The organism is Desulforamulus ruminis DSM 2154, assembly GCF_000215085.1.
Classification (GTDB): Bacteria; Bacillota; Desulfotomaculia; order Desulfotomaculales; family Desulfotomaculaceae; genus Desulfotomaculum; species Desulfotomaculum ruminis.
This window is the reverse complement of the sequence record NC_015589.1, coordinates 2708426-2722302: the sequence shown is the minus strand read 5'-3', so window position 1 is coordinate 2722302 and position 13877 is coordinate 2708426. Positions and strand designations below refer to the sequence as shown.

Annotated in this window: 12 protein-coding genes; 7 read left to right on the top strand and 5 right to left on the bottom strand. The window is 48.8% G+C overall.

Annotated features, from left to right (window positions below; translation table 11 throughout):
• Positions 1–61 precede the first annotated feature (61 nt).
• Positions 62–1018, top strand: coding sequence for a PLP-dependent cysteine synthase family protein (locus DESRU_RS13445; protein ID WP_013842638.1), 957 nt, complete (start codon positions 62–64; stop codon positions 1016–1018).
• A 61-nt stretch (positions 1019–1079) separates the two neighbouring features.
• Entirely contained in the window at positions 1080–1316 is a 237-nt protein-coding gene (locus DESRU_RS20320; RefSeq protein WP_013842637.1) for a SelT/SelW/SelH family (seleno)protein, read from the top strand.
• Between the two features lie 27 nt (positions 1317–1343).
• Here DESRU_RS20320 and DESRU_RS13440 read toward each other — a convergent pair whose 3' ends face one another.
• Genes DESRU_RS13440 through DESRU_RS13430 form a run of 3 tightly spaced genes read right to left on the bottom strand, consistent with a single transcriptional unit; the run spans position 1344 to position 4667 of the window.
• Positions 1344–2711: a VanW family protein gene (locus tag DESRU_RS13440; protein ID WP_238446299.1), complete on the bottom strand. Its 1368-nt coding sequence runs from the start codon at positions 2709–2711 to the stop codon at positions 1344–1346.
• Positions 2704–3447 (bottom strand): PRC-barrel domain-containing protein, encoded by a 744-nt coding sequence (locus DESRU_RS13435; RefSeq protein ID WP_013842635.1) that lies wholly within the window; start codon positions 3445–3447, stop codon positions 2704–2706. The genes DESRU_RS13440 and DESRU_RS13435 overlap by 8 nt, the downstream gene beginning before the upstream one ends.
• Positions 3448–3482: 35 nt before the next feature.
• Positions 3483–4667 (bottom strand): hypothetical protein, encoded by a 1185-nt coding sequence (locus tag DESRU_RS13430; RefSeq protein WP_013842634.1) that lies wholly within the window; start codon positions 4665–4667, stop codon positions 3483–3485.
• Positions 4668–4914: 247 nt separating this feature from the next.
• Here DESRU_RS13430 and glgP point away from each other — a divergent pair, with 247 nt between their 5' ends.
• The 3 genes from glgP (at position 4915) to DESRU_RS13415 (ending at position 9893) form a co-directional block, all read left to right on the top strand.
• Entirely contained in the window at positions 4915–7458 is a 2544-nt protein-coding gene (gene glgP / locus DESRU_RS13425; protein WP_013842633.1) for an alpha-glucan family phosphorylase, read from the top strand.
• A 102-nt stretch (positions 7459–7560) separates the two neighbouring features.
• Entirely contained in the window at positions 7561–9429 is a 1869-nt protein-coding gene (locus tag DESRU_RS13420; protein WP_013842632.1) for a cell division protein FtsA, read from the top strand.
• A 17-nt stretch (positions 9430–9446) separates the two neighbouring features.
• Entirely contained in the window at positions 9447–9893 is a 447-nt protein-coding gene (locus DESRU_RS13415) for a YaiI/YqxD family protein (RefSeq protein ID WP_013842631.1), read from the top strand.
• Positions 9894–9960: 67 nt separating this feature from the next.
• Here the strand turns inward: DESRU_RS13415 and DESRU_RS13410 are convergent, their stop codons facing one another.
• Together DESRU_RS13410 and DESRU_RS13405 are read right to left on the bottom strand one after the other, a co-directional pair.
• Positions 9961–10140 carry a hypothetical protein gene (locus tag DESRU_RS13410; RefSeq protein WP_013842630.1) on the bottom strand — a complete coding sequence of 60 codons (180 nt, stop codon included), beginning with the start codon at positions 10138–10140 and terminating at the stop codon, positions 9961–9963.
• 30 nt (positions 10141–10170) lie between these two features.
• A complete protein-coding gene (locus DESRU_RS13405) occupies positions 10171–10659 on the bottom strand; it encodes a ferritin family protein (protein WP_013842629.1) in 489 nt (162 codons plus the stop codon).
• A 468-nt stretch (positions 10660–11127) separates the two neighbouring features.
• Between DESRU_RS13405 and DESRU_RS13400 the strand changes: the two genes are divergently transcribed.
• Together DESRU_RS13400 and DESRU_RS13395 are read left to right on the top strand one after the other, a co-directional pair.
• Positions 11128–12507: an FAD-binding oxidoreductase gene (locus tag DESRU_RS13400; protein ID WP_013842628.1), complete on the top strand. Its 1380-nt coding sequence runs from the start codon at positions 11128–11130 to the stop codon at positions 12505–12507.
• A 13-nt stretch (positions 12508–12520) separates the two neighbouring features.
• A complete protein-coding gene (locus tag DESRU_RS13395; RefSeq protein WP_013842627.1) occupies positions 12521–13822 on the top strand; it encodes a (Fe-S)-binding protein in 1302 nt (433 codons plus the stop codon).
• The last annotated feature ends 55 nt before the right edge of the window (positions 13823–13877 follow it).

Here is a 13877-nt window from a genome sequence, read left to right as displayed (position 1 = left end):
TACAAATCAGGAATTGATTTATAATATATGGAGATAAATTTAAAAATGGAGGTCAAACAAATTGTCCCCAATCAAGTGTTCCTCAGTTTTAGAGGCCATTGGTCACACGCCGTTGATTGAATTGGGACGTGTGGGCAGGGATTTACCGGCTCGCATCTGGGCCAAGGCGGAATTTATGAACCCCGGCGGCAGCATGAAGGATCGCATTGCTCTAAAAATGATTGAAGATGCCGAGCAGGCAGGAAAATTAAAACCCGGAGACACCGTGCTGGAGGAGACCAGCGGCAACACTGGGATTGGCCTGGCCATGGTTTGTGCCATTAAAGGGTATCCCTTTATCGCAGTGATGTCGGAAGGCAACAGCCCGGAGAGAAGGCAAATTCTAAAAGCCCTGGGGGCCAAAGTGGAACTGGTCCCTCAGGCCGAGGGGGGAAAACCGGGGCAGGTGACCGGTGACGATCTGGCCCTGGTTGAAAAACGCGCCGGAGAACTGCAGCAGGAATTGGGGGCCTTTTGGGTGAATCAATTTCATAATCCCAGCAATTGTGCTGGCCATTATGAAACCACCGCCCAGGAAATCTGGGAACAGATGGAGGGCAGGATTGACTATTTTGTCGATGTGGTGGGCACCTCCGGAACCTTTACCGGCATTGCCACCGCTTTAAAGGAAAAGGACCCCAAGATTCAATGCTGGGTGGTGGAACCGGCCTCTGCCCCGGTTTTGGCCGGAAAACCCGTGACCAATCCCAAACATGTGCTCCAGGGATCCAGTTACGCCAAAATTCCCGCCCTGTGGAAACCGGAGGTGTGTGACGGTTATATTACCGTGACCGACGGTGAAGCCATACGCACTTCCCGGCGTTTGGCCTCCGAAGAGGGACTGTTGGTGGGTTACACCGCCGGCGGAAATGTGGCGGCAGCCTTACGGATGGCGGGATGGTGCGATCCAGGAGCAAACATTGTCACCATTTTGTGCGACAGCGGGATGAAATACCTAAGCACCGACCTGTTTAAATAATTTTAAAAACCCAGCGGGAAATCTGCTGGGTAAAATAAAAATAATTGATGGAGGGAGAACCATGTCTGAAGTAAAATTATCGGTTGAATACTGCACTTCCTGAGGCTATCTGCCTAAAGCGGCCGGTCTGGCCGAAAATTTGCTGCGAGCTTACCGGAATAAGATATCGTCTTTTGAACTGATCCCGTCCAGCGGAGGCGTATTTGAAGTCCGTTGCAACGGACAATTAATTTTCTCCAAGAAGGAGCAGGCCCGTTTCCCTGAACCACAGGAAATTATGTCCCAACTAAACCTATAAAGGGAAGTCCCGGCTTTTTAGCCGGGACTATTTTTTAACCATTCCTTTTCTTCTTTCATGGGATCCCGTGGCGATAATTTCCATTTCCGGTTCCATAATATTTTGTGAGATCAGGCGGCGGCCCACTTCCCGGCCGTTTTCAAAGATAACCTCGTAGGTTTTTAATTCGTAACCATCGCGGCCAGGCTGCCGCACCACGATCTGCCCGGGGGCCAACCCCGGTTCTTCAATATATTGGCGGGTGGGTTTGGTAATGGTGCGTTGGGTCTCAAATTTAATGATTTTTGCGGAAAAGCCTTCCCGATGGCCGTAAACACTGACCAGCAGTTTTGAATGCTGAACCTGGCTGGTCAACAAAATGGGGTAAGGGGTGCTGTTAAGAAATTTAAAATCAATAAAATCACCGGCAATGGTGGCGTCTTTGCCCACAGGAACGTAGGAAACCGGCAGGGAATGGGGACTGCGTTCCACCACCGTCAGACCTGCCAGCAGGACAGCGTTATACAGGGTGGTTGCCACCTGGCAGACTCCGCCGCCGTAATCCAAGGACAATTTGTTATTAATAATGACCGGCGCCGGACGGTAGCCGTTTTCGGGGCTTCTTGGCCCTAGGGCTTTATTTAAAGAAAAGATTTCTCCCGGTTTGATTAGTTTATGATGAATGAGCTTACTGGCTAACAAAATGTTATGAGTCCGACCGGCATCTCCAGGGTCAAAATGAGTAACATAAAGGGCCACCCGGGAATTAATACCGGAAAAGTCGGTGGATTTGACCACCGGATCCACCGTTTTAAAAGCCAGCTCCAGCCGGTGCTGGTTAATGGGTAAATGAATCAGGGCTTGGTGGGTGGCTTGGTTATCCAACCTTTTGCCCTGGATATCCTGTAAAACGGTAACATTGCTGCCGGTAAGGGTCAGTTGAGCATCCTTGGCCGGCAGGTTATAACGACTGCTAAGATCATTGAGGACTTGATCAAAGGCCTCTCGGTTATAGGTTTTCTTTAAGGGCAGGTTATAGCCGGAATAGATGGCGCCGAATATACCGGTAACATTCCTCCAGGCGGAGGCCTGCCGGCTGTATTTTATAGCCTCTTTGACCGAGGCTTCATAATCCGCTTGATAACCAATGTCACCATAACGGATACTGGTTGTCTGTCCCTCCGGGTCCACCAGCACCAACAGACTCTCCGGGCTGGGCCACGGTATTTCTTTATTTAGCTTCTCTATGGCTTTCTCTAATGCAAGACCGCTTATATCCACTCCCTGGACCGAAACGCCGGGCAGTACTGAATTACTGTAATAAAACTTCAATGCAGCACTGGACAGGCTGATACCAACAATCAATTGAATACCCAAAGCAAGGGTAATCATTGCTGTTAGCTTGATTTTACTCACAGGTGTTCAAAGTTAACTCCACAAATTTATCGGCAGCAACAGCTCTATCCAGTATCTCCCGGGTTACCTTATCGCCCTGGCGGGCGATACTCTCCCCGTTCTCTGTTAAGATATCTGCCGTTACGGTTCGTCCCAACAGATATTCTTTTTGTTTCCCTTCAAAAAATTCCATGGGATCTTCGTTAAGGACAGTTTCCTGGACTTGAGTATCGGAAGGACCGGCTGCTTCCTGTATTGTCTGAGGCAGGCTGTCCGACAACTGTGCTTCAAAGTCCTCTTCCACCACCAGCAGTTCCTTACCAAAGGTTATAATGAGAGAGGAGGGAATGTAACCGGAGGTTGAATCGCCGCCGGATTCCCAACGACATGCGGAAATTCTACCGGTTTCATCGTCAATGGCCAGCTCATTAATGGTGCCTTTGATGCGGCCCTTGCGGGTGATAACCCGGGAGCCCACCACCTGGACACCCCGGTTTAATAAATCCAGGGCTGCCGGCACCGAGGTAACCGGGACCACATTGGTCTTGGTCTCGGTGGTTAAAGCGTCCTGACCAATGCCGGTAATGTCTTTGAAGGAGATGAGGCGGCGTTCCATGTACCAGGTTTCGGGTTCGATCATTAAGTAATCCACCGAGCCGGTTTCAGGATGAATAATAAGATCCTCCACTTTCCCCAGTAAAGCTACCTCCGCAATACTTAAAACCGGTAACCCTACAATTTGGTTTTTTAATTTCACCTGAATAACTCCTTCCTAAAGAAAAATTAAACTGTTTATTTTAGAGAGCTTCTAAAGGCCTCTCTGCGTACTTTTTCAGGAACTTCTTGGTAGGGAAGCTGTCCCAGACCCGCATGCTTTAAGACGTTGATCAGGGCTAAAATAAATTTTCTCTTTTGCTTTAAATGGCTCAGCCCGGGATGACCGGACAAATCAGGATGACCCACAAAGGCGGCGATAATATCGGAGGCCATGGGATAAAGCCCTAAATGCTGGTAGATGGAGCTTAGTTCGCTGACGGCCAGATACAATACTTCCGGTTTGGGATTTTTAGCCAAGACCCGGTTTAGCTGACGTACGGCACCGACGTAATCTTTTTGTCGGGCCAGGCGTAAGCCTTCGGCAGCCATGGCTTGAGCAGTAGGAAAGACCGGCTCGGCTGCATTTAACGGATCCGCTTCCGGCAGTGGATGCTCCGGGAAGACAGTTTCTTCGGAATTTGTTGTCCGGAGGTCCTCAACCCTTGGGTCTTCCAGGATGATTTTTTCAGGGGTTTCAGGTTCCGATGCTTCAGGAGCTTGCTCTTGCTTCTGACCTTCTACAGCGTCTCTTTCCACTTCCACGGCAGCAATAACTTCAGGAGCGCTTTCCATTAATTCGGCCGGGGAGAAAAATTCTTGATCCGCAGGCTTGGCGGAGGAAACAGCCGGCTCAAGGTCGGTTTCTTCCGGTTGGCAGGAATCGGCTTCCGATCCTTCTGGCATCACTGGGCTCACAGGCCTATTTTCATCCTTTGCCGGAACAGGTTCCCATAATGAGTCATCCTTTGGCGGATTCTGTTCTTCAGGGGCCTGGGCGGAAAGCTTCGGAGGATCCGGGTCCTTTGACCGGGCTTCCGGAGAACTCAAGGCAATCCACTCGGCAGGGGTGATTCCAGGCAGTTCCGTTGATGCAGTTGTATCATAAACGGCAAGGGCTGGCTCCGGTTCCGGGGAGTCTTGGTCTTGCGGAGCACAGCGGCTTTTCCCCAGGGCAATGCATATTCCCAGAGCCAGCACAAGGATTGCCCCAAGGGCGTAGGTTTGCTCCGCGGGAAAATAAAACCGGAAGAGCGGGAAAAGGGAACCAAGACCCAGGGCGCTCAAAGAAATGGCAGCAGCAGTATCTTTAGAAAAAATCTTTTTAAAGGGAAAATACAGGATCAAGGTAATCAAGATCAAGGCAAACCAATAAACCCACATGGAATCCTCCGCTGAGAAACTTATTATGCCAAAATTTACATACCATTACAAAAGAATAAATTACGGCATGAATTATCGTAAATCCTGCGTATTTTTAGATTTATGGTGAAATAAATTATAATTTGTCATGCAATGCACAAGTTTGTCTGGAAGCGAATATCTTTAGCCCGTTCTTTGGAAAAATAGTAACAGCATTACAAAAAGGCAACAGGCCGTTTGACCCAACAATTTTCCGGAGGAGGAAACCATGTATTTTTTTAAAACCATTACGGTAAACCCGGTATTGCCGGAAAGAATCGGCAGGCTGAAGGAACTGTCCTATAATCTTTGGTTCAGTTGGCATCCTGAAGCACTGGAATTGTTCAAGCAGATTGATGAACAAAAATGGAAAGAGTGCAACCATAACCCGGTCAAATTATTATTGGAAGCTACCGGAGCGGATCTGGAAAGGGTTGCCGGAAATCAGGATTATCTGCAGCTTTACGATAAAGTCATGGCGGATCTGGACCGCTACATGACCGAGGGTTCCTGGTTTTTGAGCAAATATCCCCATTTGTCCAACAAATCCATTGCTTATTTTTCAGCGGAATTTGGCCTTCATGAATCCCTGCCCATTTATTCAGGAGGATTGGGAGTTTTAGCCGGGGATCATTGTAAAGCAGCCAGCGATATCGGACTGCCCCTGGTGGGGATCGGACTGCTGTATAAACAGGGCTACTTTACCCAGCATATTAACCGGGAAGGTTGGCAAGAGGCCCTTTATCCCTACCAGAATTATCATGAGATGCCGGTAAAACCCGCTAAAAGTCTGGACGGCAGGGAAATTATCATTCCCGTAAATCTGCCTGGCAGGCAGATTTATCTCAAGGTTTGGGAAGTGCAGGTTGGGAGGATTAAAATTTATTTGCTGGATGCGGACATTACGCTGAACAGCGATCAGGATCGCAAATTAACCGCACAACTTTACGGCGGCGATAAAGATACCCGCATTTCCCAGGAAATATTGCTGGGGGTTGGAGGGGTCAAAGCCCTGAGAATCATGGGCATTAACCCGGGTGCCTGGCATATTAACGAGGGCCATGCCGCCTTTCTGTGTATTGAACGCCTGCAGGAACTGGTGCAGACCGGAGTTCCTCTGGCCGCGGCCAAAGAGGTTGTACGAGCCAGCACCCTGTTTACCACCCACACGCCGGTATCGGCAGGGCATGATGTTTTTGACGCGGACAAGGTTGATTATTATTTAAACCGCTATTACAGCCTGCTGGGTCTGGACCGGGATGGCTTCATGGAACTGGGTTGGGACCCGGGCAGGCAAATTTTTAATATGACCATTTTAGCCATGAATCTGTCGGCCTACTGTAATGGAGTCAGTAAACTGCATGGGGAAGTGACCCGCAAGATGTTTCATTATTTATATGAACACATCCCCGTGGAAGAAGTACCGGTTTTCTCGGTTACCAATGGTATTCACACCTTGACCTGGATGTCCGAGGAATTAAAAACGCTGTTGGATGCTTACCTGCCATCCGGTTGGCAGAATAACATCAGTGACAGGGAGCAGTGGGAGGCGGTAGAAAATATTCCCGATGAGGAATTATGGACCCTCCATCGCAGGCTGAAGAAGAAGTGCATTCATTTGGTCCGGGGTATTCTTAAAGAGCAAAAGGAACGCCATCAGGAGTCGGTGGAGATGCTGGGAGAGGTGGAACAGCACCTGAACCCCGATGCCTTTACCATTGGCTTTGCCAGGCGGTTTGCCACTTATAAGCGGGCGGCCCTGCTGCTAAGGGACAAGGAGAGGCTGGCCAGACTGCTTACCGACCCGGAACGTCCGGTGCAGATCATTTTTTCCGGTAAAGCACATCCGGCCGATCACCCGGGGCAAGAACTGATCAAGCAGATTCATGACTTATCCCAGCAGGAACCGTTTAAGGGAAAAATCGTTTTTATAGAAAATTACGATATGAACGTGTCCCGGCATTTGACCCAGGGAGTGGACCTTTGGCTCAATACCCCCCGATGGCCCATGGAGGCCAGTGGGACCAGCGGTATGAAGGCCGCAGCCAATGGTGTGGTGAATTGCAGCGTTTTGGACGGGTGGTGGCCGGAAGGCTACGATGAGGAGAACGGGTATGCCATCGGAGAGGAAACCGGCTACCGGAACGAGGAAGAACAGGACCGGGATGACGCTTACCGGTTGTATTCGCTGCTGGAAGAAAAAATTATTCCCACTTATTATCACCAAACAGAGGGCTGTCCCAAAGAGTGGGTTGCCCGTATGAAAAAAAGTATTAAAACCATTACGCCCCTATTTAGCACCGAGCGGATGGTAAAGGAATATGCCGAACGATTCTATACCGAGAGCTCCATCCGGGGTCAAAAATTTACTGCGGAAAATTTTAAGATCGCCAGCCAGGTGCACAACTATAAAAGGTTTATAAAAGAGAACTGGCATTACGTTACTGTAAAAGGCGTAGAGGCACCGGGCGACAGTGAGATGAGGGTGGGGGATACGCTGCAGTTGGCGGTCAAAGTGTACTTGGGCCCCATTCCACCGGAAGATGTCAAGGTGGAAGCGGTCCACGGGTGTGAGGGGGATCATTCCCTAACCAGCATCAAGACCGTTCCCCTGGAAGTGGAGGAGCAGTTTAGCGAAGGACTATACAAATACAAGGGGGCTTTTGCCCTGGAACAAGGGACTTGCGGCTTTACCGTTCGCATCAGGCCGGAGCATCCTTATTTTGCCACCAAGTTTGAACTGCCTTTAGCCAGTTGGGCTCAGAGCTTTTAATAGGAAAATTCCCGGGTTCTGCCGGGAATTTTCTTTTTTAGAAGGGATAGAAGAAAAATTGTCGAAGCAGGTATCCAAATAGAAATGCTGTGAGGTTTGTGTATGCCTAAGAAAGTTTATGATGAAAACAACACCCTGTTTGCTTTGGACATTGGGACCAGAAGTGTAATTGGTTTGGTTGTGGAGGCACAGGACCGGGGTTTTAAACTTTTGGCCCAGTGCATGGTAGAACATCAGCATCGTGCCATGCTGGATGGGCAAATACACGATATTCCCAGGGTGGCGGAGGCCGTCCGGCAGGTGAAAAACGATCTTGAAAAAAAGCTTAAATTCAATCTGAAACGGGTTGCCATTGCCGCTGCCGGCCGATCCCTCCGGACCCGGGTCTGCAGGATTGAGCAGGAACTCATCGAGGATATGGAGATTGACGCCATCCTGGTAAACAGCCTTGAAATGATGGGTGTACAGCAAGCCCAAAGCTTGCTGGAACAGGAAATAAATTCCGGTGATAAGGAAAAGTTTTATTGTGTGGGTCATAGTTTGGTAGGCTATTATTTAAATGATTACCCCATGGCCAATCTGATTGGACACCGAGGCAAAAAGGCGGCAGCCGATGTTCTGGCAACCTTTTTACCGGCTTCGGTGGTGAATGGTTTATACGCCGTGTTAAGCCGGGTGGGTCTGGAGCCTTTCTACATGACCCTTGAGCCTATTGCTGCCTGCGAGGTGGTCATTCCGGAACAACTGCGCCTGCTTAACCTGGCCCTGGTGGATGTGGGGGCCGGCACTTCCGATATTGCCATTGCCAAGGATGGCGCCATCCAAGCCTACGGTATGGTGCCAACCGCAGGAGACGAGATTTCGGAGTTGATTGTAGAGTCCTGCATGGTGGACTTTTTAACGGCGGAACAGATCAAACGCAGTTTAGCCGAGGGCAAAGATATAAAATATAGAGATATACTGGGGACCGAGATGACGGTATCCTGCCAGGAGATGATCACGTTCATTGAACCGGCGGTGGAGAAACTGGCCCGGGAAATTGCCGATCATATTTTACACTTAAACAGCAAAGTCTCTCCCAAGTCGGTTCTGTGTGTAGGGGGCGGTTCCCAGGTACCCCTGCTGACGGAAAAGCTGGCTCAGCATTTGGGCTTGCAACAGCAGCGGGTGGCCATTCGCAACCGGTCCAACATTACGGTTTTGCAAGCCGGGAAGAAAAAAGATATTGCCGGGCCGGAAGGGGTTACGGTGGTGGGCATCATCGCCATGGCAGCCAAAAGGATGAACCAGAATTTTATATCCATCACCGTGAACGGACAGGTTTTCAGCCTGTTTAATACCTGGAATTTAAACGTTTTAAATGCCCTGGCCCTGCTGGAATACAACCCCCGGGATTTAATCGGCTACAATGGCCGGGACATCCGTTTTATCCTGAACGGCAAGTCCAAAACCATTTACGGAGGTCTGGCCCAGCCGGCGGTCATTACCTTAAACGGAAAACCGGCAAATGTAAAAACACCGGTTAAAGACGGGGATATACTCCAGGTGGTAAAAGCGGTCAATGGTTCCGATGCCGTGGCCATTGTGGGTAATTTCCTGGCAGATTACCCGGTTGACAGCCTGATTTGCCTGTTGAATGGCCAACCGGTTACCCCGGAGAAAGCCATTAACTCCGGAGATGTACTGGAAATTAGGCCCGCTGTCCGCGAACCGTTGCCCGACCACCGGGAGAAGAGATCCTTTAAAGAGGCCGGACCCGGGACAAAGCCATTAAACCCCGTCCGGGTAACGGTCAACGACCAAGTTATTAACCTGGAGGGAAAGCAGGAGTACATCTTAATTGATATTTTTAATTATTATACGGTGGATACGTCCAAAGCCAGGGGAGTGGTACAAATTACCCGCAACGGGGAGAGTGCCGAATATACGGACCTGCTTAGGGATGGGGACCAAATTCAAATTCAATGGTGAGTTTCGGGGGAACAAGGATGCGCTCTAGAATTATTATCGATGCCGATGCCTGTCCGAAAAGTGTTTTAATCCTCTGTGAGAAAATCGGCCAAGAGTTTCAGATGGAAGTCTGGACAGTGGCGAGTTTTAATCATGCCATTAACCGGGAAAATCACATTACCGTGGGCAACTCCTCCCAGGAGGCGGATTTACAGGTAACCAATTTAACCCGCAAGGGGGATATTGTTGTTACGCAGGATTGGGGTCTAGCCGCCATGGTCCTAGCCAAGGGGGCCGGTGCCCTATCCCCTTGGGGTAAAATCTTTAGAGAAGAAACTATTGATTTTTTGCTAGAAGAGAGAGAAATGAAGGCCAAATTCAGAAGGGCCGGAGGAAGAACCAAGGGCCCCTCCAAACGAACCCCGGAGGACGACCGGTATTTTTCGGATCAGTTGAGAAAGCTGTTGCCAAGCCCCGGAGTATAAGGGCTCAAAGAACAAAAACCTCTCACCGTAAGGTAAGAGGTTTTATGTTAAAGGATAATGAATAATGTTAAACAGGAGGCTTTTTTCTCCTCGTTTGGAACCAGCCTGTCACCAGGACCGCAAGTAACACCACAAAGGACCATTCTCCGTAAGGATCAATGATAAAAGCCGCGATAGAAATAAGTCCCAGAATACTGAAGATAATAAGCCCCAGTGTAATGGGTGTATTTGGGCGGTTATTTGACATGCTTCCACCTCCAACGAATTTGCTGAAAAATTAGACTTGATCAAAGGAATGGGCCAATGTTCGGATATGGACCTGCTCCTGGAAGATTAAATTCTGTAGGGCTTCTTTCCCCTTGTTACCCACCAGGGACATCAATTCATTAAATACCAAAATAGAATCTCGCTCAAACCGGATAGCCATTTCCAGTGCTTCACGGACTGATTCAATTCTTTCCAGATTGTCCGGATCCTGATTAAAAAAGATGTGGGCCTTAATCACCGCATTCAGATACTCCAGATAATCGGCGCTACAGGAGGATAAACCCTCGTCTTTAAGCACATAGGTGAGATACTGAAAGGACTTCACATGATTTTCTTCCTCATTGGCCAGATGGATAAAAAGATCCCGCACAGGTTCGTTTACTTCTTGAATGGCCAGACTGGAATAAAATTTTTTACCAGCTTGTTCAATTTTCACAGCCACCTCAATAATATCTGAAACACTGAATCCTTGCTTATCCATGCCACATGCAATGGTCATATAAATCCCTCCATATGCTTTTTGAAAAATTATAATAGGGAGGAATTACAGAGAAAGAACATAGATCTTACAAATTATATTAATAATAAGACTTTTATCCCTATTTTACAACTATTTGAGAAATGTTTATAACAGGTTTTTAACAGCAAATTATGCCAAAAACTGACAAAATAAGAAAAATTACAATTTTCTTATTTGCCCGTAATTTGATAAAATGTTTTTAAACAATATCAGAATGAATAAACAAAAATTTAAAGGCAGGAAAGAATGAATCAATGTCGAAATAAATTACAATTTCAATTAAATTTTTAGGTGTATTATATTTTATTAGGTCATACCACCGTACCTTCAGACAACATCCGGAAATAGGCTTTTTGTTTTGCCGCCACTTTGTGGAAGTCAAGTTTTCTTTATTTTTTGTATATTGCTTTTTTGGTCCTAATAAATTACTGAGTGGAGGGATTATTCATGTCTAAGGCCCAAATGATTGAAGAGCTTATGAAAGCACTGGGCAGGGAAAAGGTGATTACCGAGCCGGAAGATTTGATCTGTTATTCCTTTGACGCCACGGCGGATATGCCCAGCAAATTGCCCGATGTGGTGGTGGTTCCCGGAAATACGGAAGAAGTGGTGCGAATTATCAATATTGCCCGGCAATTTAAAACGCCGGTTTACCCCAGAGGTTCCGGAACCAACCTCAGCGGCGGGACCATCCCTATTCAGGGAGGGATTGTACTTTCCTTGCAGGGCATGAACCGAATTGTAGAAATTGACGCGGATAATCTGGTGGCGCTGGTTCAACCCGGTGTGGTTATTCAAGACCTGAATAATGCGGTAGCTTCCTTTGGTTTAATTTATCCTCCGGATCCGGGCACAGTGGCCACCGCAACCATGGGCGGCAGCGTATCCGAATGTTCCGGTGGTTTGCGGGGTCTTAAATACGGTGTAACCAAGCATTATGTCATGGGCATTGAGGTGGTGCTGGCGGATGGCACCACAGCCCGTTTCGGAGGCAAAACCGTAAAGAACGTTACGGCCTATGATATGGTAAAACTGTTTACCGGGGCAGAGGGTACCCTGGGCATTATTACTGAAATTACGGTAAAATTGATTCCTGCTCCGGAAGCCAAGAAGGCCATGCTGGCCACCTTCGACAATCTTTCCGATGCCGGCGATTCCGTTACCGAGATTGTTCGCAGCAAGGTCATTCCCGCTACCATGGAAATTATGGATCAGGTGACCATCCGCACGGTAGAAAACTTTGCCAAAGTGGGTCTGCCCACCGATGTGGAGGCGGTGCTGCTGATTGAAGTGGACGGCATTCCCGAAGTGGTTCAGCGGGAAGCGGATACCGTAATCAAGGTTATTGAGAAAAACAACGGTAAAATCAAAGTTGCCAAAGATGATCAAGAACGGGACGGACTGTGGGCAGCCCGTCGGGCGGCTCTGCCGGCCCTGGCCCAGGTAAAACCCACCACGGTGCTGGAAGACGCCACCGTACCCCGCAGCCGGTTAACCGATATGCTGGTAGCCCTGCAGCAAATCGCTAAAAAATACAATTTGCAAATCGGCACCTTCGGCCATGCCGGCGACGGCAACCTGCACCCCACCATCCTGACCGACGCCCGGGATACCGAAGAAATGAAAAGAGTTCACCAGGCGGTGGATGAAATCTTTAAAGTGGCCCTGGAACTGGGCGGTACCATCAGCGGCGAACACGGCATCGGGATGGCTAAGGCCAAGTACCTGCCCCTGGAGTTTGGCGAACAGGGTGTGGAAGTCATGCGCAAGATAAAAAGAGCCCTTGATCCGGAGAATCTTTTAAACCCTGGTAAAATGCTGAGCTAAGGAGGGAACCGGGATGTCCATTTATGATGGATTAAAAGAAATTGAAGAAGAACTGATGAAATGCATGAAATGCGGCAACTGCCAGGCCGTATGCCCTATTTATAAAGAAACCCGTGCCGAAGCCAGTGTAGCCCGGGGGAAGTTAAAGTTAGCTGAGGCCATTTTAAAGGGGGAAATCGGTTATACTCCGGGAATCGCCAAACGCTTTGATCTTTGCCTAACCTGTGAGGCCTGCAGTGCCAACTGTCCCTGTGGTGTAAAGGTGCATGAGGTGATCCTGGCGGCCCGGGCGGAACTGGCACGTCAAAAGGGTCTGCCCACAGCCAAAAAAGCAGCCTTTAATTTGCTGCGGCACCCCAAATTGTTTGATTTGGGACTGCGCGTGGGGGGAAAGTTTCAGGGCCTGGCCTTTAAGAGAAAGAAGAAGGGCATGAGTCCTAGGTTTCCCATTGGTTTGGAATCCCGCCGGGTGCTGCCGTCTTTGGCGGAAAAACCGCTAAAATCTCTGATTCCCGAGGAAAGCAAGGTGAAGCAGCCCCGCCGGAAGGTTGCCTTTTTCTCCGGCTGTGTAACCAATTACATTTATACCTCTGTGGGTCAAGCGGTGGTAGAAGTGTTAAACTACAACGATATTGACGTTGTTTTTCCCAAAGAGCAGCACTGCTGCGGAGCGCCGGCTTTAATTAACGGCGACGTGGAATGCGCCCGGGAAATGGCAAAGTCTCATGTGGACTTGTTCAGCAAGCTGGATGTAGAGGCCATTATTACCATTTGCGGCACCTGTGGCGAATCCTTTAAGGAAAAATACGGCCAATTGCTGGAAAAGGATCCCATTTATGCCGGAAAGGCAAAGGCGATTGCTCAAAAGACCTATGATATTTCCGAATATCTGGTGGACGTGTTAAAGGTTGATTTCTCCAAACTGGGGCCCGTTGACATGACCTTTACCTATCACGAGCCCTGTCACCTAGGCCGGGGTTTGGGCATCACCCGTCAACCCCTGGAGATTTTACAAAACATTCCCGGTCTCATTTATAAGCCCTTGAAAGCACCTAATCGCTGCTGCGGTGGTGCCGGTTCATTTAGTTTAACCAACTATCCAATGTCTTATCAAATTCTCGGCAAGAAACTGGAGGACATCCAAGGTACCGGCGCCGACACGGTGATTACCGGCTGCGGGTCCTGCCGGATGCAGCTTGAAGACGGTCTGGCCCAGGAAAAAATGGGTCAAAACGTAATGCACATCATTGAAGTGGTGCATAAAGCGTACCAAAATCGGCAACAAAAAAAGGACCCGGCTCAAAAAGCGGGTTAATCGAGCAAAGCCCATGATTCTTCAGCCGGAATCATGGGCTTTGCTTATCTTGTTT